The organism is Flexilinea flocculi (genome assembly GCF_001192795.1).
GTDB lineage: Bacteria > Chloroflexota > Anaerolineae > Anaerolineales > Anaerolineaceae > Flexilinea > Flexilinea flocculi.
Map to the genome: position 1 here is coordinate 115,335 of NZ_DF968181.1, position 26,314 is coordinate 141,648.

The 26,314-nt window shown below is 41.9% G+C and carries 21 protein-coding genes; 9 read left to right on the forward strand and 12 right to left on the reverse strand.

Going from position 1 to position 26,314, the window contains the following annotated elements:
* The first annotated feature begins 206 nt into the window (after positions 1-206).
* The 6 genes from ATC1_RS05465 to ATC1_RS05495 all read left to right on the forward strand — a co-directional run bounded on the left by ATC1_RS05465 (position 207) and on the right by ATC1_RS05495 (position 7,656).
* Positions 207-896, forward strand: coding sequence for a glycosyltransferase family 2 protein (locus ATC1_RS05465; RefSeq protein ID WP_062279137.1), 690 nt, complete (start codon positions 207-209; stop codon positions 894-896).
* A 247-nt stretch (positions 897-1,143) separates the two neighbouring features.
* Positions 1,144-1,500 (forward strand): Asp23/Gls24 family envelope stress response protein, encoded by a 357-nt coding sequence (locus tag ATC1_RS05470; RefSeq protein ID WP_062279139.1) that lies wholly within the window; start codon positions 1,144-1,146, stop codon positions 1,498-1,500.
* 37 nt (positions 1,501-1,537) lie between these two features.
* Complete coding sequence (locus ATC1_RS05475) at positions 1,538-3,220, forward strand: DAK2 domain-containing protein (protein WP_062279140.1); 1,683 nt, start codon at positions 1,538-1,540, stop codon at positions 3,218-3,220.
* 534 nt (positions 3,221-3,754) lie between these two features.
* Positions 3,755-6,355 carry an ATP-dependent DNA helicase RecG gene (gene recG, locus ATC1_RS05485; protein WP_062279144.1) on the forward strand — a complete coding sequence of 867 codons (2,601 nt, stop codon included), beginning with the start codon at positions 3,755-3,757 and terminating at the stop codon, positions 6,353-6,355.
* Positions 6,355-6,855: a pantetheine-phosphate adenylyltransferase gene (gene coaD / locus ATC1_RS05490; protein ID WP_062279146.1), complete on the forward strand. Its 501-nt coding sequence runs from the start codon at positions 6,355-6,357 to the stop codon at positions 6,853-6,855. Before recG ends, coaD begins: the two co-directional genes overlap by 1 nt.
* Positions 6,856-7,167: 312 nt before the next feature.
* On the forward strand, positions 7,168-7,656 hold the full coding sequence (locus ATC1_RS05495; protein WP_062279148.1) for an ATP synthase subunit B family protein: 489 nt from the start codon (positions 7,168-7,170) through the stop codon (positions 7,654-7,656).
* 3 nt (positions 7,657-7,659) lie between these two features.
* Here ATC1_RS05495 and smc read toward each other — a convergent pair whose 3' ends face one another.
* The 8 genes from smc to ATC1_RS05535 form a co-directional block, all read right to left on the reverse strand.
* Positions 7,660-11,262 (reverse strand): chromosome segregation protein SMC, encoded by a 3,603-nt coding sequence (smc, locus tag ATC1_RS05500; RefSeq protein ID WP_062279150.1) that lies wholly within the window; start codon positions 11,260-11,262, stop codon positions 7,660-7,662.
* Between the two features lie 78 nt (positions 11,263-11,340).
* Positions 11,341-12,162, reverse strand: a complete 822-nt coding sequence (gene rnc, locus ATC1_RS05505) for a ribonuclease III (protein WP_236688117.1) — start codon at positions 12,160-12,162, stop codon at positions 11,341-11,343.
* A gap of 437 nt (positions 12,163-12,599) precedes the next feature.
* Positions 12,600-13,340 carry an RsmE family RNA methyltransferase gene (locus tag ATC1_RS05510; protein WP_062279152.1) on the reverse strand — a complete coding sequence of 247 codons (741 nt, stop codon included), beginning with the start codon at positions 13,338-13,340 and terminating at the stop codon, positions 12,600-12,602.
* Entirely contained in the window at positions 13,340-14,056 is a 717-nt protein-coding gene (gene rsmI / locus ATC1_RS05515; RefSeq protein WP_062279154.1) for a 16S rRNA (cytidine(1402)-2'-O)-methyltransferase, read from the reverse strand. The genes ATC1_RS05510 and rsmI overlap by 1 nt, the downstream gene beginning before the upstream one ends.
* Positions 14,056-14,868 carry a DNA-methyltransferase gene (locus ATC1_RS05520; RefSeq protein ID WP_062279156.1) on the reverse strand — a complete coding sequence of 271 codons (813 nt, stop codon included), beginning with the start codon at positions 14,866-14,868 and terminating at the stop codon, positions 14,056-14,058. Before ATC1_RS05520 ends, rsmI begins: the two co-directional genes overlap by 1 nt.
* 9 nt (positions 14,869-14,877) lie before the next feature.
* Positions 14,878-15,672 (reverse strand): ABC transporter ATP-binding protein, encoded by a 795-nt coding sequence (locus tag ATC1_RS05525; protein WP_062279158.1) that lies wholly within the window; start codon positions 15,670-15,672, stop codon positions 14,878-14,880.
* Positions 15,673-15,689: 17 nt separating this feature from the next.
* Complete coding sequence (locus tag ATC1_RS05530; protein ID WP_062279160.1) at positions 15,690-16,625, reverse strand: ABC transporter permease; 936 nt, start codon at positions 16,623-16,625, stop codon at positions 15,690-15,692.
* Between the two features lie 174 nt (positions 16,626-16,799).
* A complete protein-coding gene (locus ATC1_RS05535) occupies positions 16,800-18,419 on the reverse strand; it encodes a CTP synthase (RefSeq protein WP_062279162.1) in 1,620 nt (539 codons plus the stop codon).
* 249 nt (positions 18,420-18,668) lie between these two features.
* Between ATC1_RS05535 and ATC1_RS05540 the strand changes: the two genes are divergently transcribed.
* Positions 18,669-19,040 (forward strand): VOC family protein, encoded by a 372-nt coding sequence (locus tag ATC1_RS05540; RefSeq protein WP_062279164.1) that lies wholly within the window; start codon positions 18,669-18,671, stop codon positions 19,038-19,040.
* Between the two features lie 327 nt (positions 19,041-19,367).
* Here the strand turns inward: ATC1_RS05540 and ATC1_RS05545 are convergent, their stop codons facing one another.
* The 4 genes from ATC1_RS05545 to ATC1_RS05560 all read right to left on the reverse strand — a co-directional run bounded on the left by ATC1_RS05545 (position 19,368) and on the right by ATC1_RS05560 (position 22,945).
* Positions 19,368-20,510 carry a DUF917 domain-containing protein gene (locus tag ATC1_RS05545; RefSeq protein WP_062279166.1) on the reverse strand — a complete coding sequence of 381 codons (1,143 nt, stop codon included), beginning with the start codon at positions 20,508-20,510 and terminating at the stop codon, positions 19,368-19,370.
* Positions 20,511-20,599: 89 nt separating this feature from the next.
* Positions 20,600-20,902: a DUF6092 family protein gene (locus ATC1_RS05550; RefSeq protein ID WP_062279167.1), complete on the reverse strand. Its 303-nt coding sequence runs from the start codon at positions 20,900-20,902 to the stop codon at positions 20,600-20,602.
* A complete protein-coding gene (locus ATC1_RS05555; protein WP_062279169.1) occupies positions 20,889-21,401 on the reverse strand; it encodes a nitroreductase family protein in 513 nt (170 codons plus the stop codon). Before ATC1_RS05555 ends, ATC1_RS05550 begins: the two co-directional genes overlap by 14 nt.
* 14 nt (positions 21,402-21,415) lie before the next feature.
* Positions 21,416-22,945 (reverse strand): aspartate/glutamate racemase family protein, encoded by a 1,530-nt coding sequence (locus tag ATC1_RS05560; protein ID WP_062279170.1) that lies wholly within the window; start codon positions 22,943-22,945, stop codon positions 21,416-21,418.
* Between the two features lie 441 nt (positions 22,946-23,386).
* Between ATC1_RS05560 and ATC1_RS05565 the strand changes: the two genes are divergently transcribed.
* Positions 23,387-24,940, forward strand: coding sequence for an ABC transporter substrate-binding protein (locus tag ATC1_RS05565; protein ID WP_062279172.1), 1,554 nt, complete (start codon positions 23,387-23,389; stop codon positions 24,938-24,940).
* 354 nt (positions 24,941-25,294) lie between these two features.
* Complete coding sequence (locus ATC1_RS05570; protein WP_062279174.1) at positions 25,295-26,305, forward strand: ABC transporter permease; 1,011 nt, start codon at positions 25,295-25,297, stop codon at positions 26,303-26,305.
* Positions 26,306-26,314: the final 9 nt, after the last annotated feature.

The window sequence follows — 26,314 nt, forward strand, 5'->3', positions numbered from 1 at the left end:
TAAAACAACTCTTCGGGTAATTAAGATGCTGTTGTTATTAAGCTGAATCATTCCCATATTTCGAATGACTGTTATTTTCTTAACAGCTATTTGAAATATGGATTGATCTTTCAAATAAAGAATTTATTTCATATTACGGATCGCTGTTTTCTTAGACTTATGGAAAGGTTATAATGGAAACATAATTTCAGACGAAGGATGAGAATATGGGAAAAATTGCAGCATTACTGCCAGCTTATAATGAAGAAAAACATCTCGGTGGTATTTTAGATGAATTAAAAAAGTACATTTCTGAAATTGTTGTTGTAGATGACGGATCAAAAGATCGTACGAAACAGATTGCAGAGGAAAAAGGTGTGACGGTCCTTTCGCGCGGATACAACATGGGTGTCGGCCAGACGATCAAGGATGGTTTAGCCTGGGCAATGGAGCAGGGATTTGATGCGGTGGTGATGCTGGATGCAGATGGGCAGCATTTACCTTCAGAGATTGACCGCTTGATTCAGGATTACCAGACGAATCATCATCATTTGGTAATCGGATACCGAGATTACCGAAGAATTCCATTGAGACGCAGAATCCCAAATATAATTGGGAAATTCTTATTATCCTGGGCGGTTGGAACAAATCTTCCGGACAATCAATCAGGATACCGTCTGGTTGACAAAGAATTTATTCCGATCATATTAAATTCCAATGAAAAAGGATTTAATTTTATGGTTGAGATGATTACATTCTGTATTGCCCAAGGATGGAAAATTGGCTGGGTACCCATCTCGACGATTTATTCGGATGAAAAAAGTCACCAGAAAGCCTGGTATCAAATTACCGGGTTTACGCGAATGTGTTTACAGGCTCGAAACACAATTCGGAGGGCAAAACAAAAATCCAGATGATTTTTTCCCATCCAATTCATTTATTCACTGCAATTCGAAATTCAGATTGATTTCTTTCTAAATCAATCGGGACAAAAAAATTTCTTCCCTGTATTTCGAATTTTCAGGCGGAATTCATGATTAATTACCAATCAGTTGCATTCCTGTTAAAATAAACTTAATAAAAATTTACAGGATGAGTCTGAATCGAAATTGCCAGACATGCTTCTTTCTTCGAAAGATTAAAAGAGAAATGGATAAACACCTTATGAGCGATGAAACAAAGAATAAAGGAAATATCTTTATATCACACCGGGCTATTTCAACGATCGCTTACTATGCTGCGTTGGAATCTTACGGCCTTGTTGGTTTAGCTCCCAAGAATAAAGCTGCCGGATTAGCAAACGCTATTATTAAAGATCCAACATTAGGCGTGAGTATTCAATATGATGGAAAAACCGTTGCGATTGATTTGTACATCGTTGTCGAGTATGGTACCAGAATTACATCTGTGGCTTCCAGTGTTGCGGATAATGTCTCTTATCAAATTGAAAGTCAAACAGGGTTAACGGTCGAAAATGTCAATGTCCATGTTCGAGGACTGCGAGTCAGCAATCCTGATTAATCAGGGTACTATCTGAGCAACATGTCATAGGAGAAACATGGAGTTACAATCCAAAATAAATGCCATGCAAAATGGCGGCAAATTAACCGTGATGAGCGGGCAACAAATTAAATCGCTGATTGAAGCCGGAACTCTGTGGCTGAAAACGAATCAGCAGATTGTCAATGCATTGAATGTATTTCCGGTTCCGGATGGCGATACAGGGTCAAATATGTTGTTAACCATGCAAGCCGGCTGGAATGAAATTGCTTCTTCGCAGGAAGAAAATGCCGGAGTAATCTTGCGTTCTGTTGCTCAGGGAGCATTGATGGGTGCTCGAGGCAATAGCGGAGTCATTCTTTCACAATTTTGGCGCGGTTTTTCCAGGGCGATGGATGAACAACCTGTAATGGATCTGACGCTTTTTTCAAAAGCGTTGACAGAAGCGAAAAATACCGCATATAAAGGCGTTGTCCGGCCTGTGGAAGGGACGATTTTAACCGTTTTGAAGGATACGGCAAATTATGTCGAATCTGAACTTATCGCTTGCAGCGACTTTAAAGATCTTTTTGAAAAAACCGTTCAGGCTGCGAATCAATCTGTTGATCGTACTCCGGAACTGCTGCCGGTGTTAAAGCAGGCTGGTGTCGTGGATTCCGGGGGAAAAGGTCTGTTTTTTATATTCGAGGGATTCTTGCGCTGGCTGAATAATGAACCACTGGATATAAATCCGAATATTGTTGAAATAAAGCCGATCTCATTAATGAGTCAGGAAGAAGAGGCTGAGTCCATCGAACCCGGGCAGGATTTTGAGGTGGTTGTTGATTTTGTTCCGAAAAATGAACTGAATCTCGCTCCTTTCTATGATCGTCTTTCGGATATTGGCACATCAATCCAGGTCGGAGAAGGTGATGGAATGTATCGAATGCACATTCATGTCCCGACAGAGAATATTTATGCGCCGATAAACTACATTATGGGTTTAGGGACTGTTACCAAAGTTGCGATAGAAAACCTGATCGCTCAGATGGAAGATATACGGAAAAAGAAACAGAGTGAATTTACTCTTACTCCGGTTGAAGAAGGGCAGATCAGTGTTGTCGCAGTTTCTCCGGGTGATGGTATTTCGAGAATTCTGGCTAGTCTCGGTGTGGGGTCGATCATTAAAGGTGGTCAGACAATGAATCCGAGTACGGAAGAGATCCTGAATGCCGTCAATGAATTGCCTACGGATAAAGTGATCATTTTACCGAACAATAAGAATATCATTTTGGCAGCAAATAATGCGATTACTCAGACAGATAAAACGGTCGCAGTGATTCGAAGTAAAAATGTGCCTCAGGGAATCAGCGCATTGCTGCGTCTGGATCCGGATGGAGATTTTGAAAAAATCGTAGAAGATATGAATTCTGCTTTACTGGATGTGCAGTCAGGTGAGATTACGATTGCAACACGAACTGTGGAAATCAATGGCGTCCAAGTCAATGAAGGTCAGATTATTGTTATTCATAATGGTGATCTCGTCTTATCCCGTAATACTGTGGAAGAAGCGCTCATTGCTTTTCTTGAAGAAGCAAAAGTAGAAGATTATGAACGCATTACCATCTTCTATGGAAATAATATCGAAGAAGCTGAAGTAAAACGGATGGTAGAGCTGGTTCAGGAAAAATATCCCGACCATGAAATTGAGTACCATTATGGAGGTCAACCGCATTACTTCTTCATTATTGCTATTGAATAATGGCAGGCATTTGTCCAAAATGGTTTTAGGGATTATCCTGAATTCTTTTCATGTCAGGGTATACGATTCCAAGTTGGATGATGTAAACCGGATCGGTTCTTTAAAAGATCGATCGAAAGAAGCAACCGATTTAATATTTCAGAAGATTCTCAATGAATTCGGTTCTTATCCAACCATTCGAAATAGGAACCGGTATATCAAATACAGGAAAAAATTCTGGTCTTTTGATTGTATTCTTTCTGTAAAATCATACGTAACAATTCGAAATATGGAGAGGATTCTTTGTTGTTGCAATGTGTTTACGCTTTGCACAAACACATTGCAACAACAGGTTTTTCCCGATTGATTCGAATAGCATGTCGATATTTCGAATCTCTGAATTTAAAGACCAAAAAATGTTTTTTTCCAAATTCTATAGAACCATTTATTCGTTTATTGGTATGAGAAAGCAGAAGCGCGGATAACCAAAGATTTTATGAAACCTGAATATCAAATGAAAGAATTACGACTTTTAAAATACGATAAAATAAAATTATGTTGTCACCAATAGAAAAATTACAAAGATTCATTCAACTGGAAATTAATCGTGGTTATGATAACCGAGCAGTAGTAGGCGGTCTGGATAAATTCCAATCAATTTGGCAAAAGGAAGCATCCGGTGCGAGCATTCCTAAAGATGTGATTGAAACCGTTTCTGTTTTTCTTTGTTCTTATGGATCATTAGACATCAATCAGAGAGAACAGTCGATTCAAGACATGATCAGTAGCATTGGGCGAATGCCGGAAAGTCTGATAAAAAAAAGCGATCTCAATACAAAGCACAATAAAACCATTCGCACGAATTATGCATCGCTTGAGCAGCCTGAAAATCCGATGATCCAAAATTCCGGATCTCTCCAAAAAGCAGAACGAAAAACTGCAAATGAACGCTCAGTTGTGATCGAAAATGATGAAAACCTTGCGGATATGCAATCAGCGTCTGAAAAGCCTGCTGGCGATCTTGCATCTCGAGAGCGAAAAATGTATCGAAAGCGCGAGCGATCTTCGAGCGACCCTTCTTTAGACAGTTCGGTCATCAATATTCCCGGCATCGGAGTTCAAAATGCCAAAGCATTGGCAAAACAAAATGTCTACTCAGTTCGAGATTTTCTGTATTACTTCCCGCGCCGTTATGATGACTATTCCCAATTTAAAACCATCAATAAACTGATCCCCGATGAATCTGTTACAGTCATCGGAATTGTTTATTCCGTTGAAAACCAGACGCGCGGCAAATATCAGATCACGGAAGCCGTAGTCGGTGATGGCACTGGTTACATTCGGGTTTCCTGGTTCAATCAACCCTGGTTGGTTCATCAGATTCGCGTCAGTCAACCAATTGTTCTTTCAGGAAAAATTGACATTTATCTTGGCCGTCCTGTTATGAATAATCCGGATTGGGAACCCAGCGAACAGGAGAACTTAAATACAAGCCGAATTGTTCCGATTTATTCTGTAAATTCGAATTTGAAGCAAAACTTTCTGCGTAGAATGGCTTTTAATACCGTTCGTCACTGGTCAGGATACCTTCAGGAATTTCTTCCTGATTCTGTGTTGGATTCTGCTAACCTTCTGCCACTGACCAAAGCGATTGAACAGATCCATTTCCCATCGAATCAGGATATGTTGCAAGAAGCGCGAAAACGCCTTGCTTTTGATGAGATTTTTATTCTGCAACTCTGTGTTTTGCTGCAAAAACGGCAATGGATCTCCAATACGGCAGATCGTTTTGAAATATCGGATGATATGCTGAATCGTTGGAAAGAATGCCTACCCTATCAATTGACAAACGCACAAGTCAACGCGATTGCTGATATTCGTAAAGACCTGAATTCAGGTTCTCCCATGAACCGATTAATTCAGGGCGATGTCGGTTCAGGAAAGACGATCATTGCCTGTATCGCGGCTGCAATAGTGTCAAATTCCGACGGTCAATCGGTTCTGATGGCACCAACCAGCATTTTGGCGGAACAGCATTACCGGAATTTTCTCCTCTTTTTGGAGCAAATTCGTAATGATGGCGCAAATATCCAGATTCAGCCGGAACAAATTGCTTTATTGATCGGCAGCACTCCTGAAAATCAGAAACGGGAAATAAAAGAAAAACTTAGTAGCGGAGAAATTCTTGTTGTCATCGGCACACATGCAATTATTGAAGATCCCGTCAAATTTAAAAACCTGCAGTTAGCGATCATTGATGAGCAACACCGATTTGGAGTTGAGCAACGCGCAGCATTAAGATCGAAAGGGACAAATCCGCATCTGCTGGTCATGACAGCTACGCCGATTCCGAGATCTCTGGCATTAACGATTTATGGAGATCTTGATTTGACACTGATCGATGAAATGCCAGCTGGCCGCAAACCGGTCGAGACTTTTGTGATGCAGGCAATCAGCCGTGAGCGTATTTATCAATTAATCGAACGTGAAATTAAATCCGGTCATCAGGCTTTTATCATATATCCGCTGGTGGAACAGGGAGATGATGACGAACGAGAAGGAAAAGCAGCTGTTGAGGCGCAATCCAGACTTCAGCAGGAAATTTTCCCTGATTTGCGAATTTCATTGCTGCATGGCAGAATGAAAGGTGACGAAAAAGACGCGGTTCTTCAGGCATTTAAGAACCGTGAAGCGGATATTCTTGTATCCACCTCCGTGATTGAAGTCGGCGTTGACGTTCCCAATGCAACCGTGATGTTAATCGAGGGAGCGGATCATTTCGGACTGGCACAGTTGCACCAGTTTCGCGGTCGTGTCGGACGCGGCGCTGATCGATCGTATTGTATTCTCATCCCGGAAAATGATTCAGCTGCAGAAAATGAACGACTGAAAGCCATGACTGAAACGAACGACGGTTTCAAACTGGCTGAATATGATCTGAATATGCGCGGACCGGGAGATTTCATTGGAAACCGGCAATCCGGTTTTATGGATTTACGTCTTGCTTCTCTGACAGATATTCGGTTGATTGAAAAAGCCAGAGCGGAAGCCGAAAAACTTTTTGAACAAGATCCAGATCTTTCATCAGAAGCGAATCAATTCTTGAAGGATGAAGTGGATAAAGCTTTACAGTCACGATCAGGAGAGATTAGCTGATGTTAACACGCGCTGTTTTTCCAGGAAGTTTTGATCCGGTGCATTACGGGCATATTAATATTGCGCGCAGAGCTGCATCAATATTCGATGAATTGATTATTGCTGTTTACGAGCATCCGCAAAAAGATGTATTGTTTTCTGCTGAAGAGCGGCTGGCGCTTCTGAAGCGGGCTACATCCGATATTAAAAATGCCAAAGTTGTCAGTTATTCGGGGCTTACGATAAAATATGTTAAAGAAATCGATGCAAAAGTAATGGTGCGTGGACTACGTGTTTTTTCGGATTTTGATTATGAATTCCGGATGGCACTGGCAAATCAGGAAATGGACATGAGTATTGAAACGGTTTCTCTGATAACCAATCACCGTTACACATTTATTTCTTCCTCCACTGTGAAAGAAATTGTAGCATTGGGAGGGGATGTCAGCACGATGGTTCCGCCTTATGTGGAGGAAGCGATGAAGAAAAAACTTCTGCCATATCAATCATCGGACGAATAAGCAGCGATTCGAAAAAATAAGAAGAGTATTTCGTTGTTGTATTATTTTTATTCTTCGCATAAAAAACAGCAACGAAATATTCTTTCTCTCTATTCGGAAGGTATGTCTATATCATGATTTACTGACGAATATGAGGAAAGATCCTGAACCTTGTTGGAAAATTCCACTGTTCTTTGCCGGATTTGACGGAAGAACGAATTGTTTATGCTTTGGTTCCTTTACAATTCAAACAATCTGCTGATTTGGCGATAGAAGAAGATGGCATATTTATTGCATTGAATTGAATGATATTGATGGTAAATTGGAGGGAACATGGATATTTTGAATCTTGTTGATAAACTGGAAGAATTGTTCAGTCAAGGTCGTTCAATTCCATTGACCCATAATGTAATTCTGGATGAAGATCGCATGTTGGATATAATCGATCAAATGCGCGTATCGATTCCTGATGAAATAAAACGTAGTCAGCAGGTTTTAGCACAAAGAGATCGAATCTTAGCGCAGGCAAAAGAAGAACATGAGCGGATAATCGAACGTGCAAAAGAAGAACGGGAAGGACTGATTTCAAAAAATGAAATCGTCAATGAAGCAAATAAACGAGCGGAACAGATAACTTCTCAGGCAAAAACGGAAGCAGAAGTGATTAAACGTGAAGCCGATAAATATGCTTTGGATACTTTAAAAAGGCTTGAATATGAAATGGATCGTTCCATCAATCAGATTCGGAATGGAATCCGGACGTTGGAACGTGATCAGGAAATTGATTCTTCCGAATCATCCGGCTTGGCAAAAAACCCATAAATTTTAATTTAAGATTTCTTTACTTACTTGATCAAGTCGCAGACTGACGGATTGGCTGGCTGAATCGCGCCCCATTGTGATTCCATAAATCACATCTGCGGTTTCGACAGTATTTCGGTTGTGCGTAATCACGATGAACTGAGTTTCCTGGCTGAGTTCTTTTAATAGTTCACAAAAACGGCCGACATTGGCTTCATCCAATGCTGCATCAACTTCATCCATCACGCAGAACGGTGTCGGGTTGACCCGCAGGAGCGCAAAAACAAGCGCGACAGATGTCAAACTACGCTCACCGCCTGAAAGGAGGGAAAGCTCCTGCTCCCGGTGACCAGGTAATTTCGCTTCAATATCAATACCTGATTGATTCGGATCATCCGGATCTGTCAGAATCAGTTTCGCTGACCCTCCATTAAAGAGCCGTGTAAACATTGTGGCAAACTCAATTTGAACTTTTTCAAACGTCTTTTGAAACGCATTCTTCATCATTTCGTCTAATTCGTTGATTACTTTGCGCAAATCGCCGGCAGCTTTTTCAAGATCATTTTTTTGTGTTTTCAGGAAAAGATAGCGTTCATTGACGGTCTTATATTCCGTAATCGATTCCGGATTGATGGAACCCATCCGATATAAGAAAGCTTTTTGACGGGTAATTTGTTCTTCCATTTCGGGCGGTAAGGATTCAATGATCGGCAGTTTATCAACCCAATCTCCAAGCGGCAGCGGTGTTTGTCCTTGAATCTGATCACAATAATCAAATGCCACTAATCCAAAATCATCCTCAATTTGTTTTCGGAGTATCTCAAGCTGATCTTTGTTTCTGGTTACGTCGATCTGTGATTGAGCGAATGCTTTTTCAGCCGCGCTCAATTTGATTTGGAATGCCTGAAATTCAGCTTGTGCCGTATTGTGTTCTTCCTCCAGTTTTGCTAATACAATTTCTTCTGGCGCAATCTCCGCTTCAATGGATTTTGACAGCAAATTGATTTCTTCGGATTCTTTCCTGATTTCAATCTCATTTTGGATCATTTGATAGATTTGATGATTGATTTCTGCGACTTTTGTTTCATTAAGTTGCTTTTTTTGCTGGTTTTTTTGAATCTGAGCATTCAAATCAGCAATTCGGAATTGTGTTTCCCGGATTGATTTATCTGTAACAGTCCATTCCAGCGTCCAATGGTGTAGTTGATTTTGCAGCTCATCCAACTGAATTTGATGCATCGAATTGGTCAGCTGATGAATTGTCTCCTGGAGTGCATTCCTCTCTTTTTCCAGCTTTAATATTTCGCTGTCATCTTGCGTGGTTGTATTGCAGGCTGCTTGAATTTGTTTTTCATATTCGCGAATTCGCTGGTTCTGGAATGCAATTGTCTGCTCCTGCTTTTGGATTTCCATGGAATACTGAGACATTTTCTTTTGAATTGTTTCCAGTGCCAAACGGTATTCTGTGATATGAACGCTGATTTCCTGATTTTCTTTGCGTTTCAGCTCAATGGTTAAATCCAGATCCTTTATTGCTTTTTGATGCTGCGCTGCTTTTTCTTGCGCTGCAGCCATTTTTTCCTGTAATTCCTGCTTTTCTCTGGGACGTGAAAGCACCTGATGCCGATTTTCATTACCCGAAATAATACTGCCGTTTGCGCGAAATGTATCTCCTGATAGCGTTACAATCATTTGATCCGGCTGTAACTCGGATTGCAGTTTCATGGCTTGTTTTCGTGATTCTGCCAGATAAACATTTCCAAAGAGCCTTTCGGCAATGGAATGCAGCGTTTCATCGAATTGGATCAGGTCAATCAGACAGGGCAGCGATTCCAATGCGGGATTATTCTGACCGGAATGACGTTCTGAATGAAAGGCTTCTGAAATCATTACAGCGCGGCCGTTTTCACCGCTGCATAACAGATCCATTGCATAATTCAAATCTTCCGGTTCCATCAAGATCGCATCTAAATGATCGCCCAGCGCAGAAGCGGCTGCGATTTCGTATTCCTTTGGAATTATGAAAAGACTTCCTAAAGACCGCAAATTTTGACGCAGTTTCCCTTGTTTTGCTACTTTAATTAGAAATTGGGCGCCCTGATTCAATCCGGCAAAACTCTGATCCGCGTTTTTGATCACTTCAATTTGTGCTGCGCAGCGAGAGAATTCCACATCTGCTTTGTTTTGTTCTGCTAATAAACCGGAACGCTGCTTATCGAGGCTTTGCAGTGTCTCTCTGATCTGATTCTGCTTCTGTATGTTTTCCTTAAGTAATAATTCGGTTTTTTCAAACTCAGCGCTGTATCGGGTGGATTCATTGCGAATCGATGCCAGATTGGATTGGTGATCTTCCAAGGCGATTTTTAATTTTTCAATCGATTGTGTCAAAGAATTCATCTGATTCTGAAGCTCATCTTTACGCGCATTCAAACGAATCAGCGACGCTTCAATTTTTGTCAGGCTGTTTCTTCTTTCAGTTCGTTCATTTTGGAGCCGTTTTAATTCGCTTTGTTTTCCTTGTAATTCCTGTTCGACCAGATCCTTTTGTTGAAGCGCAGTCTCGCAGCTTTTTTGAAGCTCAATAATTTCATTCTCATATGTTTTCTTACGATTTTCAAGAATCGCTAATTCGGCAACCGTGGAATCGATTTCTTTCAATTGTTCTGCCAGCTGATTTTTCGCTGTGGTCAAACGTTCTGCAAGAATGGCTGAACTTCGGGTAGATTGTTCGAGTTGATGGTGTGCATCAGACAACCGGTTGTGCAACTGGCTCAGATTCAGACGGGTTGTGCGGACTTTTTCCTGTAAGGCTGTCAGGTGATTGTCGAATTCGGCAAATTCCAGTCTTGTCTGATTTGTTTTCTCTTCTTGAACGGCATGCTGGTTCATGGCGCTGATCAACAGTTGCTGCGATTTATGCCAATGGTACCCATACCATTCCCGAAGCAGGCTTTTTAAATCCTGTTTTATTTGTTCATATTCGCGTGCTTTTTTCGCCTGACGTTCCAGGCTGTGGATGCGCGGTTCCAATTCTCCAAGGATGTCACCAATCCGTTCCATGTTTCTGCGTGTGACATCCAACCGTTCCAATGCCTCTTCTCTGCGGCTGCGGAAAAGTCCGATTCCGGCTGCTTCTTCAAAGAATTTACGACGGTCATCCGGTTTCAGTGAAAGCGCATTGTCAATCAATCCTTGTCCGATGACAGTATAGGTGCGTTCTGCCAATCCTGATTGCCCTAAAAGTTCATTAATGTCTTTCAGTCGGACTTTTTGACCGTTGATTGCGTATTCGTTATCGCCGTCCCGGAAAGCTCGTCTGGTGATTGACACTTCTTCATAATCAATCGGCAGCCAATGGTCTTGATTGTCAAATAGAATCGAGACGGATGCCATACCGGCACGTGCTTTTTGCTCCGAACCAGTAAAAATCATATCCATCGTTTTTCGGCCGCGCAGCAATGAATAGGATTGTTCGCCTAAAACCCAGCGGATAGAATCTGATATATTTGATTTGCCAGACCCGTTTGGTCCGACAATTGCAGTGATCCGTGCCGGGAATTCAAAACGGACTTTATTTGCAAATGTTTTATATCCCTGGAGTTCGATTGATTTTAATCGGAGGGCCATTGTTTCTTTCACGAAAAAATCAGATTACTGCTTTTTTTCGATGGATTGTAAATCCGAGAGCAAAGTGTGTCTCATCGGTCATTGACCGTAGATCCCATATCCCAGATTGGTTAATGCATCTTGTGCAGCCATTTTTGTCGCCAGTTGTTTGCTCGTACCGCGTCCTTTTCCGAGCGTTTTATCTCCGACTACAACTTCAATTTCATAGATTTTTGAGTGATCGGGACCTATCTCTTTTACAACGACATAATGCGGGATAGGCAATTCCTGCGCTTGAACGATTTCCTGAAGACGGCTTTTGGGATCATCTCCTTTATGATTGGATACAATATCTTCAAGCGCGTTTGAAATGAAAGGCAGGATAAAATTTTGGACGGCATCGATTCCCTGGTCCAAATATAATGCACCGATGACTGCCTCAAATGCATCGCAGAGCAGTGCGGTTTTTGTTTTTCCCCCTGCTTGCAGTTCTCCTTTGCCAAGCCTTAATGCTTTTCCCAGGTTGATCTTGCGAGCGAATTCTGCCAATTGTTCGGTGTGAACCAGTGCAGATCGATATTTTGTCAGATCTCCTTCCGGCATTTCCGGTAGTTCGTTATACAACCATGCACCGACAACAAAATCCAATACAGCGTCTCCCAGAAATTCAAGCCGCTCATTGTCTTCGATTGCATCCGGATGCTCGTTAAGAAAAGATCGGTGAGTTAAAGCCCTGCATAACAATAAAGTGTTATTGAATTTTAAGCCGATACGTTTTTCAAACTTTTGCGGGAGTTCATAAGAAAGATTTGAATTTGTTAATGACATGATTTCCTCAAAATACCCTATTCCCTTCAGTGTAAAAACTGGGGGTTCACTTTGAGGGCTGATCTGGATTTTCCAATCCATCTGATCAATCATTAGCTCAGGAACACCTTCTGAAACAACCGGAAAAGATTCCTGAACCAATAGACCCTGTACACGACAAACAATTCGAAATATTGGCCGAACGATTGAATCTATTGAGAAAACTTGTTATTATATTGCTTCTACGTAATGCGCATAAGCAACACAACAACAAATCTATCCTGCTCATATTTCGAATAACTGGTTGAAGAATTTTTAATAATTGTTGACCAGTTTTAGTATATCATAAATACGTTTTTGTTACCTTTAGCTCAACAATTCGAAATATCCATTAATCTTTCGAATTAATCGTAAAATAACGCTACACCAAATACTTCTTCCCGATTTTTTGACAGAGAAAGGACCGATTCGAATTCGAAATTTCGATGATCCTTTCGAACAATAATGAACTACAATAATTTCTTTTCATCTAAAATGCAGCATCCTGCTGATTATGATTGTCGCTCCAGTTCATATAGGGTCAGGATAACCGATGCGATTGCAGCGGTTTCTACTCTGAATATCCGCTTTCCCATCGTTATTGTCAACCAGCCTTCGGAAACGGCAAGATCAGCTTCCTGCTGTGAAAAACCACCTTCCGGACCGATGATGATGGATGCTGCGGATAAGTTGGATTTAACCGGCTGCAGGGCTTGCTGTAAGGTCTGATTCCGTTCTTCTTCCCAGAAAAACAGACGGATGGAGTCGCTTAAACCTGTTCGGATCGCGTCAGAAAACTTCATTGGACGGCGCAGTGCAGGGATTATGCCTCGTTCTGATTGTTCTGCTGCTTCCTGTATTATTTTCTGCCAGCGCGGATATTTTTGAATCACATCATCCGTATTTCGGACCAGACTGCGTTCGGAAAAAATGGGAATAAACACAGAAGCTCCTGCTTCGGTACACTTTTGCAGCATCCACTCAAATTTTTCGCGCTGTGTTAAGGAGAGGAACAGGGTGATTCTGCATCCAGGTTCATTTGATACCGGATATGATCGCTTCACATGAGCACAGATGGATTTTCCGTCCATGTATTCAATTGCTGCTTCGGAGGCATTACCGCAATTATCCAGTAAACAGATGGTCTCCCCATCTTTTAATCGCAAAACTTTTCGGATCTGATCTGAAGTATCTGATGGAAGGATGATTGGATCCGCGTTGAAATTCTCACTCGGAATGAAAAAGCGGTGCATCAGTCCACTTCCTGTTCATCTGTTACCTGTTCTGAATCCTCGGCAGACAAACCGTCAGAACCAGTAATCACGATGGTATATTCTCCGCGCGGTGGTTCTGCCTGGAATTTTTCAAGTAAGAAGCTGAGTTTTCCGCGATCGACAGTTTCGAACATTTTTGTCAGATCGTTCGCTGCGGCGGCAGATCGATCACCAAATACTTCTATTGCGTCCTGAAGAAAAGCAACTAACCGGTATGGGCTTTCATAATAAATCAGTGTATGCGGGCTTTCTGCGTCCACAGCAAAAAAACGTTTTCGCGGACCATGTTTTCTGGGTGGAAAACCGCGAAACGTAAAAGAATGAACTGGCAGTCCGGATAACGTCAGCGCCATAATCAGAGCTGTGGGACCCGGAATTGCACTGACAGGGATGCCCTCTGCAATGGCTGCTCGGACTAACAGGTATCCCGGATCAGAAATTGAAGGTGAGCCGGCATCGGTGACGAGCGCGACATTTTCACCGGCTCTTAAATGCTCCATCACTTTGGGCAATGCTTTTTGTTCGTTGTCCTCGCGGAAGGATATCTGCGGTTTTTTGATTTCAAAATGGTGCAGCAGCATTCCGGTTTTTCTGGTGTCTTCGCTGACAACATAGTCTGCAGTCTGCAGCGTCTCAAGTGCACGCAGTGTGATATCTTTCAAATTTCCGATGGGTGTCGCTACCAAATTGAGCATTATATTGCGGTTTTTAACCTTTCTTTCATAACTTGGATCGCTTCCGGATTATTATCCATCAGTATGCAGTTCCTGCCTAATTCGGCACAAGCTGCTCCTGTCGTTCCGCTGCCGGCAAAAAAATCTAAAACAGTATCTCCCGGATTGGAGGATGCACGGATAATTCTACGCAGGATTCCTAATGGTTTTTGTGTCGGGTAGCCTGTTTTTTCTTTGCTGTTTGTCGGAACGATGGTATGCCACCAGGTATCTGTTGGCAATTTGCCGCGTTCACTCTTCTCTTTCCCCACCAGTCCTGGCGCCATATATGGAATCCGATCCATATCATCGGTGTTGAAGGTGTAGTGATTCGGATCTTTGGCATAGAAAAGAATGTTATCGTGTTTCGGAGGCCATTTTTTCGTTGTCCGCGCCCCGTAATCGTACGCCCAGATAATTTCATTCAGAAATGAATCTCTTCCAAAAATTTCATCGATTAAAACCTTGCAGTAATGAACTTCCCGGTAATCGATGTGGAAATAGAAGGAACCGTTATTTTTTAAAATTCGATACGCTTCTTCGATTCGGGGCTGCAGAAACGCATAAAAATCTCCAAAAGAGTCCTGATAGCTTTTTGAACCGATTTTTTCGTTGACGTAATGATGTCCTTGAAAACCGATCCGGCTGCCATTTTCATCGCGCGTGGTTTTCATCGCTGTCCGTTTTTGTACTTTTCCCGTATTGAAAGGAGGATCAATATAAATCAGATCTACGGATTGGTCTGCCAATTTTTTCAGTTCTGTTAAATTATCTCCAAATATAATTTCAATCATTATGGAACCTTAGGCTAACAGCAATCGATCATTGGCGATTCCGGATCTGCTGGTCTTTTCAAATAAGGAGATCAGATCTTCCACTTGGATATTTTTCTTTTTTTCAAGCGGGATGTCAGCGATGATTCTTCCCTCGTCCATCATGATGATCCGGTTTCCATATTGAATTGCATCTTTCATATTATGCGTAACCATCAGCGTAGTCAGACGATTTTCTTTAACCAGTTTATCTGTCAGTGAAAGGACTTTTCTGCCAGTGCTGGGATCAAGTGCTGCAGTATGCTCATCCAGCAGCAAAAGCTTTGGCTTTTTAATGGTTGCCATCAGAAGTGTCAGCGCCTGCCGCTGACCCCCGGAAAGCAGTCCGACTTTTGTTTTAATCCTCGTTTCAAGACCAAGATCCAACTGGGCTAAGTGATTAATATAGACTTCTTTTTCACCTTTGCCGATACCCCAGTTTAACGTCCGAATTTTTCCACGTCGTAACGCGATGGAAAGATTTTCTTCAATTGTCATATTTGCGGCAGTGCCCATCATGGGATCCTGAAAAACGCGTCCGATCCATTGGGCTCTTTTATATTCCGGTTGTCGTGTCAAATCGGTTCCATCAATAAAAATACTTCCGGATGTAACCTCAAACCGTCCTGCAATTGCATTCAAAAGGCTGGATTTTCCGGCTCCGTTTCCACCGATTACTGTAACGAAATCACCTTCATTCATTACCAGATCCACCTGATTGAGGGCGACTTTTTCACTGACTGTGCCAGGTTCAAATATCTTTGTAATTTTTTCAACTTTTAGCATGTGACCATCCTCCTCTCTCAGGATTTTGCTGTTTTGGAAGCTTTTTTCCCTGCAGATAATTGTTTGATGACAGGCAGGGAAAGTGCAAATGCCACAATAACCGATGTAAACAATTTTAAGTCGGTTGGTTCCACTGAAATCGGTATGATCAGACCCGCGATTTTTATCTTAAAGTCGATTTCCAATACCAGCGAAATGATAATGCGGTAGGCAATACTTCCGAGTAATATGGAAACCATATGCTGGAAGACATTTCTTTTCCCAAAAAGAACCTCCCCAATGATCACCGATGCTAATCCGATAACGATGGTGCCGGTTCCCATTCCAATATCCGCATAACTCTGATTTTGTGCGATTAATGCCCCTGCCAGTCCAATCATTGCATTCCCTATGATAAGACCGATCATGAACATTTTATCTGTGTCGACACCCATCGCCCGAATCATATAGACGTTATTACCGGTTGCCCGAACAGAATATCCTAATTCTGTATTCAGGAACCACCAGAGCAGAATGATGACCGCGATAGCAAAAATCAAGCCGACAAAAATGGTTGAGGCTTTATCGCTCAGATGAAAGAGATTTCCAATTTTGGAATAGACAGTTTCCATTCGCAGCAGAGAAATATTTGCTTTTCCCATGATCCGCAAATTGATGGAATATAACGCCGTCATGGATAAGATCCCGGACAAAAGGATCGGGATTTTCAGTTTCGTATGCAGTATGCCGGTGACCAATCCTGCCAGAACTCCGGCTCCAATTGCAGCGAGACAGGCAGTAAAAGGATCACCGTTTTGCGATATCATTTTTGCGGCAACAGCAGCTCCCAAAGGAAAAACACCTTCACAGGAAAGGTCGGCGATATCCAAAATTCTGAATGTCAGAAATACACCAATCGCCATAATTGCCCATAAGATGCCTAAAGAGACTGCACTAATAAGAATATCAATCACAATAACTCCGAATTAAATTAAACCAATTTTTCTGTTTCCTACAATTCTGATCATATCAGACAATATTTGAATGGAATTAAGTCTATATATTTTCCCGCATAGCGGGAAAATATATAGACTTAAAAAATGTACAATAGGGAACAGACAGATCGAATTTTATCATCAGATATCTCTCTATGGGTTTGATTTTATGAAAGCTGCATGAATGAAAGCAGAGAAGACCGGATGCGGGCGGTTCGGACGTGATAAAAATTCCGGATTAAACATCACTCCGATCATAAATGGATGATCATTTAATTCAATCGACTCAAGATATTTCCCGTCTGCTGAAAAGCCGGATAGCGCCATTCTGCTTTTTTCAAAGATGTCACGATACGCCGGATTAAAATCATACTGATGACTATGTCGTTCCTGTATTTCTGTTGTATGGTAATATGTTTCGATTTTTGTTCCCGGAAGCAAGTGCTCCTGATATAAGCCCAATCGCATCATTCCGTTTCCGTAATGATCGGGATCAGGGTGTTGTTCCGGCAGATAAAATATCGGATGCGGTGTTTCCGAATTAAATTCCGTGGAACTTGCATCCTGAAGCTGCAATACGTTTCGTGCATATTCAATTGCCATTGCCATCATTCCCATGCATATTCCGAAGAAAGGAATGTGGTTTTCTCTCGCAAATTTTGCTGCCTGGATCATTCCTTCGGTACCGCTTGCTTCAAGTCCGCTCGGAATCAGAAGTCCGTCCATCGATTGGATCTCATCCCAGTATTCACCGTTTTCCAATCCTTGTGATGGAATCCAATGGAGTTCAAGTTTGACGCCTTCATGCAGTGCTGCATGATGAATTGCTTCCCGCACGCTCAAATAGGCATCATGCAAATCAATATATTTCCCTACCAGACCGATTTTAACAACCGGTTTATTCTTGCGGGTTGATTCTTTCAAAATCCATTCCCATTCTGACCAGTCCGGCACAGCAATGGGTGATTGAATCTTCATTCTTTTTTCAATATAGGCACCAATTTTCGAGTTTTCTAATTTTAGCGGGATTTCATACAGTTGTTTACAAGTGACCATCGGGATGACCGCTTGAACATCAACATCGCAAAAATCAGCGATTTTTTGGCACAAATGGTCTGAAACAGGAAAATCCGACCGGGCGATGATCGCATCGGGAGCGACTCCCATGGAGCGTAACGTTCTGACCGAATGTTGAGTGGGTTTTGTCTTCAACTCATCGGTTGCACGAATATACGGCAGCCAGGTGACATGGATGTTTAAGGTATCTTCAGCGGGCAGTGAACTGCGGATCTGACGGATGGCTTCAATAAACGGTTCCCCTTCAATATCACCGATCGTTCCACCGACTTCCACAATGACGAAATCGGCTTTTGTTTGTTCTGCTACTGCTTTAATCCGTGCGCAAATCTCATTGGTGATATTCGGAATAACCTGGATCGTGCCGCCATTAAAGTCGCCGTTGCGTTCACTTTCGAGAATGGATTTATAAATCTTTCCTGTAGTAACTGAGCTGGCTTTTGTCAATCGGATATCAATGAATCGTTCATAATGGCCTAAGTCCAGATCGGCTTCTCCGCCATCATCCAGAACAAATACTTCTCCGTGCTGCAAGGGGCTCAATAATCCCGGATATACATTAATGTAAGGATCCAATTTTTGAATTGCTACATTAAATCCGTGTTGCTTCAGTAAACGTCCTAAAGATGCAGCAGTAACACCTTTCCCGACAGAACTTACAACGCCTCCGGTGATAAAGATAAATTTGGTTCCCATGAATTCCCCCGATGTGATTTTTGCCTAAGGCATAACCTTAACAAAGCAATCTTACCACAACGGAATTATTTTCAATGGGGGAAAAAGAATTTTTATGAAAAAGCAGCGATTTGATATATCGAACATAATTTTTGACCGGAGTAATACATAATTCTTCTCATGTTTCAAATTGCTGATGAAAAATATATGCAGATCCGAAAAGCAGTGATAGATTTATATGAGGAATGCGCCAGGACAAGGAGATGAAAAATGAAATATCGGTTTGTGCATAACAATTTCAATGTGATTGATTTGGAGAGATCCCTGAAGTTTTATAACGAAGCACTTGGATTGAAGGTCGCCAGAAAAAAGGAAGCCGAGGATGGGAGTTTTATACTTTGTTTTTTAGAGGATGGAATTACAGAACAGCAGCTCGAATTGACGTGGTTACGCGACTGGAATAAACCAAAATATGACCTGGGAGATAATGAATTTCACCTTGCTTTTCGGGTTGATGATTTTGATGCATCACTAAAAAAACACAAAGAAATGGGTTGTGTTTGTTTTGAAAATGAAAAACTTGGAATCTATTTTATCGTTGATCCAGATGGTTACTGGATTGAAATTCTTCCGACAAAGTAAATAATTTCTCAATCGGATTTGACATTTACTCCGGTGTCCTCCGGCTTTATGCTCAATAATTCGATATTAGGAAAAGCCTTTTTAAGAAAAAAAAGCGATCTTGTTGTTGTGTTGTTTTTGAGAAAAACTTAAAAACAACACAACAACAGACTATCTCAATTAATTTAAAAAATAGATCCATATTTTGAATTGCTGAGTTGATTGTGTTCCCGCTATTTGGCAAGATTCTTGTACCGGAATAAAAAAAGAGAAATGGTTATTGGCGAATTATCCCAAAAACCAATTCTCTGATTTATCAATTTATGAAAGTGTTTGTTTCAACGTTTCTTAGGGTCGAGCCACGATTTCCTCAATCGGCTTGTAATCAAAATCAAAACCCCAAAATCGCGGGCCGAAGAAAGAAATCGCTTTTTCGGAACGGAAAATCGGATTGATTTTACAACCGATCACTACAACTGGATCACCTTCTTTTAGTTCCGTATTTGAATATCCCTCACCCGTATTTGGATTGACGTTCATGATTAGATCTGGGCTGAAAACATATGGTTCCCCGTCCAGCCATGCTATATGATTTTCATTCAAGAACCAGATATCCATCGTGTGTCCTTCATCGGCACCAGTTCCCCGGATATGCGTTGTCCCTGCCATGGCGCCTTCTTTATCCTCCCATTCTTTGCCGGTTACAACTCCTGAGAATAATTTCCATCCATCCAATTGTTCGCTGATTTTTGTTACAGGATTCTGTCCGGATTCAACCGCTTTGTGGACAGCTTTTCCCAGTTCGTAGCTCAGTGATAAAGTTCCAGGAACGATGGTTTCTCGTGTATCTTTCGCGGACAACAGAACAGATGCAAAATATACAGCGCCATAACTGGCGATCGCCATCATTTTTCCTAAACGTTCGACCATGGCAGCTGAGCCTTCTTTGATGACAATGATATCCCCCCACCAGTCTGTTACAACTGCTGGTGTGATACTATAGTCTTTCAAAAAATATGTTGTCTGCATTTCCTGAGGAACAGCTCTGCCGCTGTAATCACCGTCGATCAGACTTATTCCCAACCGGGCAGCAACCACCATCGGAGCTGGTGCATTGGCAGCGCCTAACTCTACTGGAACCAAAGCACCCACTTTGACACCGGAATACTTCTCTAGCTCCTTCACTGCCATTTCGGCAGCGCGCAAACCGAATTTATTCTCAATGCCTAATTTTTCCCCTAATTCAGAAATATCTGATTCACTTTCCGGACGACCGGCAGAGATCGATCCAGAACTGAACGCGGTACAAGTGAACGTGTCTTCCGGCAATTCTACTGCATCGATCCATGATAGTGTTAACCCTTCATCAAGCGCTTTGGTCAGTAATTCCATTCCGGTCGTCATGGAACCGCCGCCACCTGTCCCAAGCAGTTTCAATCCGGTAAGAAAATCGATACAATCTTGCTTTGTTTTTAGAACTTTTTTCGACATATCTTCTCCAATTATTTTATTAATCATCCAATCTTTTTTTTGGATAGTGATTGACAGACGATGATTTATTCCCTCTTCGATTTGATCCGTCAGCGTTTCTGCAGCTCTCTGGCGATTTTCAATACCATTGCGTCCAGGTGCCTTTTTTGGGCATCATCATCCATCGACGATTCCCGTTCTTCATCGATTTGTTCTCTGAGCGAAGCGATAAAATCATCGGACATTCCTGCCGATTCCATAATTGCCAGTAATCGCCCCGCTGAATCAATTAACCGAAAAATCCCATAATTATCAGGTTCATCGTAAAGTCCGCGGGCACTTGTAATTACGTAGGAAACGAGCATAAACAATTCGTTTTTTAATTCTGTTGGTTCCATTTTATATTTTTTCAAAACTTTCCTGGAAATAGATTTCTTGTAAAAGTTTTTTCCGCGGGGCGGAAGGAATGCTCCTGGGTTTGCCCAAAACGATCAACAGAACTGGTTCCACTTGTTCCGGTATCTTTAGAAATTCTTTTACACCTTCTACATGGAAGGAACCGATGGCACAGCCACCCAATCCCAGATCGTGTGCAGCCAGCAGTATATTCTGCATCGCGGCTCCGATATCCAAATACTTGATGATTGGAAGAACTTCCTTTTTCTGTCCACGAAAATCGAGACATAATACGATAATTCCGGAAGGGATTCCGATGATGCCGGGACAAATTGCGCGCATTCTGGCGATTTGTTTCGGTTCGCACACACTGATGAACAGCCAGCTTTGACTGTTTCCTCCACTGGGTGCGGAAGCTGCCGCTTCGATAATTTTTTGAAGATCAGCGTCATCTATCGGTTCCGAAGTATAGGATCGGACGCTGCGTCGTGTTCGGATTGCTTCAAGCGTTTCCATTTTTATCTCCATGATCATGATTCACTTATCGGGTAACCGCTTATTTCTTTTTCAGGAGGAAGCGGCCATGTAATTTTACTGTGAGTGAGATGTAGATCTGTCAATAATTCTGCTAATTTGACAGCTACTGCAGGCGGTTCCAACACGGGCACATGAATTCCCCGTTCAGAAAGCCCTTCCTGAAGAGCATCAGCAAGACCGATCATTCCGGTACAGCCTGGAATTAAGGAATGCGCACCATCCTGAACAACTGCCAGTTCACCGGCATCCAGCAGCGCTTTCAATAATCTTTCCGGATTTGTTTCCACTTCCTCAACGGTCAAGCCAACCGTTCGAACGGATGCCAGCCTGGAACTGATTCCATATTCCGCAACCTGATTGGTAAATTTATGCGCATAGTCCTTGCGAGTGCCTAAAATACTGAAGCGGTGTGAAAGTGCTGATGCCAGAAAACTGCATGCCTGAGTCTGGCCGATTACAGGGATGGACACTGCTTCGCGTACTGCATCAAAGCCAGGATCGCTCATACAATCGATAATCAAGGCATCGGCTCCTTCTCTTTCTGCTTTTTTTGCAATGAGCAGAAGCTCCGGAATGCACATCGCTTTTTGATACTGGTTTTCAATCGTAGCCGGTCCGGTTTGTATTGCCTCCACAGTAATCTGGGTGGTAGGACGTGCATAGGCTGCGTATCCTTTTTGCGTTTCTTCAAGCCAATTATTTCCCCGGTATCCCTGGATAACGGGAACCATCACACAAATTTTAACTGCCTCATTGAGTAAACCATTCCAGGATGGTGTAAATTCTGTATTCAGGTTTTGATGATCTGGCAGCAGAAAACTTTTACCATATGGATATGTTTTTAAACTCTGTGTGAGGTTTAACCCGGCTGTCATCTCAGCCCATTTCAGCGCAGCAGACGATGGATCGATAATCAACGGATTCAACCCGTGCTGCTGAAGCGCATCTTTCAAATCCTGTTTCATGTCCCGCATACGCGTACATCCGAAAATGATTCCACTGGCGCCATCTTCCTGTATGGCATGGACGGATTCGACGAATAATGAAGAAAGCAGTTTTTCAGGGTTATCATGCAATTCGAGAACCGGTATCTCAACAGATCGTGTGGATGTATATTTTTCAATCAGTCCGTATCGTTTTATTAGGAGCTCAAAAGGAAAACGATCTCGTTTAGCGGTTGCGATTATGGAAAATTTATTGCACAGAATTGCAGCTAATGTCATCGCAGATTGAGCAGCTCCAATTACTGGAATGCGTGTGATTTCTCTGGCAGCTTCCAATCCAGGATCATTCATACAATCTATGACAATTGCATCCATCCCATCCCTTTCGGCTTCTAATACTCGCTGAGCGACTTGTGGAGCGGCAAGCGTTTCTTCATAAATCGATTCCAGAGAAGCAGGTCCCTTTAAAATATTAACAAGACTGATCTGAGTATTACCGCAAATATATTTTCGCAGAACAGGAATCGTTTTGGAAACGATTTCAGAAGAAGTGATCGGAGCAATAATTCTGATTTTCATGGTTATCCTTCATATGATTGTGAAATTGAGAGTCATTATTAAGATTGATTTCAGTAATTCGAAATTTCGATAAACCTTTTAAGCAATGAGAGAAATATTGTTATGGTGTTGTTTTTGTGCTTCACGAAAAAACAACATCACAACAAATAATCCTCCATATATTCCGAATTATTGAAAATATACCCAGTAATTCGAAATATGAGAAGGATAAATTCTTCAACTGTCCGATCCAAATTTCGAAATACTGAAATATGCCAAATCCTGATAATTGTTTGTTTTTATTTGTTATAATCGGTTTTCAACTGACACTCGAATCAATAAAAATCGAAATAACCCTTTAATACTTTTTATATCTGTGTTAGATAAGAAAAACGGCAGATGTTTGATGCCTGAATTTTCTTTAAATCGTATCTTTTATCAACTTCACGAAAGAGGAGAAAAATGAAAAAGGCAAGGATATTATTTTTTGTGTTAGGTCTGATCGGTATTCTGCTAATTACCGGTACGGCTTTTGCTGCGGATTCTCCAACATTCGCTGTTTATGCTCTAAACAGTGAGCCACTCACGAATTGGGATCCCGCGATTGAATTTTCAAACGGTATACATGTTCATAATAATATGTATGAACAGCTGCTGCGCTATGATTCGATCGAAGAAAAAATTATTCCTATGTTGGCTGAATCTTATACAGTTTCAGAAGATGGATTAACATGGACCTTTAAACTTCGATCCGGCGTAAAATTCCAGAACGGTGATGATTTTTCTGCAGAGGATGTTAAATTCTCGATTGAACGAACGATGCAGCTTGCCGCCGGGGCGTCCTATATCTGGTCTGCTGTTGAATCGATCAATGTAGTGGATCCACTTACTGTTGAATTTAAACTGGCTTATAAAAATCCGCTCGATCTGGTTGCGGCTACCGGTTATGCAGCTTTCATCTATTCATCCAAATGTGTGAATGAAGACAATACCTGGATTGATGAGACATCTGGCTGTGGTACTGGCCCTTATATGTTAAGAAGCTCTAAATGGGGCGATGAAGTGATTCTTGAAAAATTTGATGGATATTGGGGCGGATGGCAGGATAACAGTATCGATATTGTTGTTTTCAAGAAAGTCTCTGAAACTGCAACCAGAAGGCAAATGATCGAAACCGGAGAAGCAGCAATTACGGTTGAACTGCCATATACCGATGTGGATGTTTTGAAAAACAATCCGGATGTGGTTGTTTCGGTTAATCCTTCTCTGCAAAATCTGATCGGGATGTTCAACACCCAAAAACCTCCTTTGGATAACGTAAAACTGCGCCAGGCATTATCCTACGCATTCCCATTTCAAGCTGTTATTGATACGGTAATTGGCGGTTATGGACAGCAATCCTATGGTATGGTTCCGGCTGGTTTATGGGGTTGGAGCGACCAGCTGCCGCGTTATGAATATGATCTGGAAAAAGCTAAAGCGTTATTGGAAGAAGCTGGTGTTGGATCCGATCTAAATCTTGTCTTGACCTATACAGCCGGAAATGAGTCAGAGAAAAGCACTGCAGAGCTTTATAAGTCTGAGTTAGCCAAATTGGGTGTAAATCTTGAGATTCGCGGCATGCCATGGGACAGCCAGTGGGAAATGGCATTGGGTGATCCAGCTCAACGCCAGGATATCTTAATGATGTATTGGTGGCCAGATCTGCCCAGTCCTTATTCATTCTTGTATTCCACTTTCCATTCAGAGGATGAGCCTTTGTTCAACCTGGCTTATTATAAGAATCCGGAATTTGACCAATTAATTGACGGTGGAAATGAAATGACATCATCGGATATTGAGAAAGCAAAACAAATGTTCATCGATGCACAGAAGATGCTGTTGGACGATGCTGCTTCCATCTTTATGTATGATCGTCAGGATATTTGGGTGACGTACAAAACGATTCAAGGTTTTAAATTCAACCCGGCTTATCCAACGGTAGTTTTCTTCCATGAGCTGACTATTCAGAATTAATGGAAAGCTGTCCGGATGGCTCTTACTGTGACAGCCATTCGCACTATGAAAAGCATTATTCGTTGTTGTGTAGTTTTGCACTTTGCGTAAAACTGTAAGGACAACAATGAATTCCAGCGATTCGAAATATGGATAAACTCATCGAATAGAAAGCGAAAATATGTTGTTGTGATGTTTTTATGCTTCATGCAAAAACACCACAACAACAATTTATTTATTTTTTTTCAAATTTTGAATCGGTGGATGAATCCTTTTGATTTTTTGAATCACTGATTCACTGGTTATTTGACGGGATTCTTGAAAATAACTAAAGAATCCCTTTTTTTCTATCATTCATTTATTGAAGGAGCCTGGATGACGAAATTTATTCTCAGACGTGTATTGTTAGGAATAATTGTCCTCCTGGGAGTGGCATTCATTACTTTTTTTGTGGCGCGTGTTGTACCATCCAATCCTGCTGCGAAATGGGCTGGACCGCGTGCAAACCAGGAGCAGATTGCAAAAGCAACAATTGAGCTGGGTCTGGATAAACCGCTGTTGGTTCAATTCGGAAAATATCTGACGGATTTGATTCAAGGAAACCTCGGTCATTCATTGCGGACACGACGCCCCATTACGCAGGAGCTGCTCGAAAGTCTGCCTGCGACAGTGGAGCTGGTCTTATTATCCACAATAGCGGCTGTGTTCATTGGAATTCCGTTGGGGGTCATCTCTGCAAAACGGAAAGATAAGATGATCGATCATTTCAGCCGTCTTTTTTCCATCGGAGCTGTATCTTTGCCCACTTTCTGGATTGGTCTGATTCTGCAATTGTTTTTTTTCAGAATTCTGGATATTTTTCCGATGGGCGGCCAGTTGAGTACAGAGATAAAGATTCTGATGGATATTCCAAAAATCACCGGATTTTTGATGTTCGATTGTCTTATCACTGGCAATTTTACGATTTTCTTTGATGCGCTCTGGCACATTGTTCTTCCTGGAATTACAATAGCGCTGTATCCTATCGGACTGGTTGCCCGAATGACGCGGTCTGCAATGCTCGAAATTCTTAACGAGGATTACATCACTGCGGCTCGATCTTATGGGTTAAAAGAAAAAACAGTCCTATGGTCATATGCGCTGAAAAATTCCATCGGACCAACTTCAACGGTTGTTGCGCTGTCGATTGGATATACGCTGGTCAATACGTTTCTAACCGAATCGATCTTTACCTGGCCGGGGATTGGAAGTTATATCTCTTCTGCTGTGATCGGAAATGATTATCCTGCCATTATGGGGGTTACCATTTTTTCGGCATTTTCCTATGTGCTTCTCAACCTGGCCGCAGATATCATTATTGCGCTGGATCCCCGAGTACGAACCTGAAAGAGGCTG

What these genes read in the sequence shown, in the direction of transcription:
- ATC1_RS05465 (WP_062279137.1), top strand. Translation starts at nt 207, where the DNA reads ATGGGAAAAATTGCAGCATTACTGCCAGCTTATAATGAAGAAAAACAT.
- ATC1_RS05470 (WP_062279139.1), top strand. Translation starts at nt 1,144, where the DNA reads ATGAGCGATGAAACAAAGAATAAAGGAAATATCTTTATATCACACCGG.
- ATC1_RS05475 (WP_062279140.1), top strand. Translation starts at nt 1,538, where the DNA reads ATGGAGTTACAATCCAAAATAAATGCCATGCAAAATGGCGGCAAATTA.
- recG (WP_062279144.1), top strand. Translation starts at nt 3,755, where the DNA reads ATGTTGTCACCAATAGAAAAATTACAAAGATTCATTCAACTGGAAATT.
- coaD (WP_062279146.1), top strand. Translation starts at nt 6,355, where the DNA reads ATGTTAACACGCGCTGTTTTTCCAGGAAGTTTTGATCCGGTGCATTAC.
- ATC1_RS05495 (WP_062279148.1), top strand. Translation starts at nt 7,168, where the DNA reads ATGGATATTTTGAATCTTGTTGATAAACTGGAAGAATTGTTCAGTCAA.
- smc (WP_062279150.1), bottom strand. Translation starts at nt 11,262, where the DNA reads ATGGCCCTCCGATTAAAATCAATCGAACTCCAGGGATATAAAACATTT.
- rnc (WP_236688117.1), bottom strand. Translation starts at nt 12,162, where the DNA reads ATGATTGATCAGATGGATTGGAAAATCCAGATCAGCCCTCAAAGTGAA.
- ATC1_RS05510 (WP_062279152.1), bottom strand. Translation starts at nt 13,340, where the DNA reads ATGCACCGCTTTTTCATTCCGAGTGAGAATTTCAACGCGGATCCAATC.
- rsmI (WP_062279154.1), bottom strand. Translation starts at nt 14,056, where the DNA reads ATGCTCAATTTGGTAGCGACACCCATCGGAAATTTGAAAGATATCACA.
- ATC1_RS05520 (WP_062279156.1), bottom strand. Translation starts at nt 14,868, where the DNA reads ATGATTGAAATTATATTTGGAGATAATTTAACAGAACTGAAAAAATTG.
- ATC1_RS05525 (WP_062279158.1), bottom strand. Translation starts at nt 15,672, where the DNA reads ATGCTAAAAGTTGAAAAAATTACAAAGATATTTGAACCTGGCACAGTC.
- ATC1_RS05535 (WP_062279162.1), bottom strand. Translation starts at nt 18,419, where the DNA reads ATGGGAACCAAATTTATCTTTATCACCGGAGGCGTTGTAAGTTCTGTC.
- ATC1_RS05540 (WP_062279164.1), top strand. Translation starts at nt 18,669, where the DNA reads ATGAAATATCGGTTTGTGCATAACAATTTCAATGTGATTGATTTGGAG.
- ATC1_RS05545 (WP_062279166.1), bottom strand. Translation starts at nt 20,510, where the DNA reads ATGTCGAAAAAAGTTCTAAAAACAAAGCAAGATTGTATCGATTTTCTT.
- ATC1_RS05555 (WP_062279169.1), bottom strand. Translation starts at nt 21,401, where the DNA reads ATGGAAACGCTTGAAGCAATCCGAACACGACGCAGCGTCCGATCCTAT.
- ATC1_RS05560 (WP_062279170.1), bottom strand. Translation starts at nt 22,945, where the DNA reads ATGAAAATCAGAATTATTGCTCCGATCACTTCTTCTGAAATCGTTTCC.
- ATC1_RS05565 (WP_062279172.1), top strand. Translation starts at nt 23,387, where the DNA reads ATGAAAAAGGCAAGGATATTATTTTTTGTGTTAGGTCTGATCGGTATT.
- ATC1_RS05570 (WP_062279174.1), top strand. Translation starts at nt 25,295, where the DNA reads ATGACGAAATTTATTCTCAGACGTGTATTGTTAGGAATAATTGTCCTC.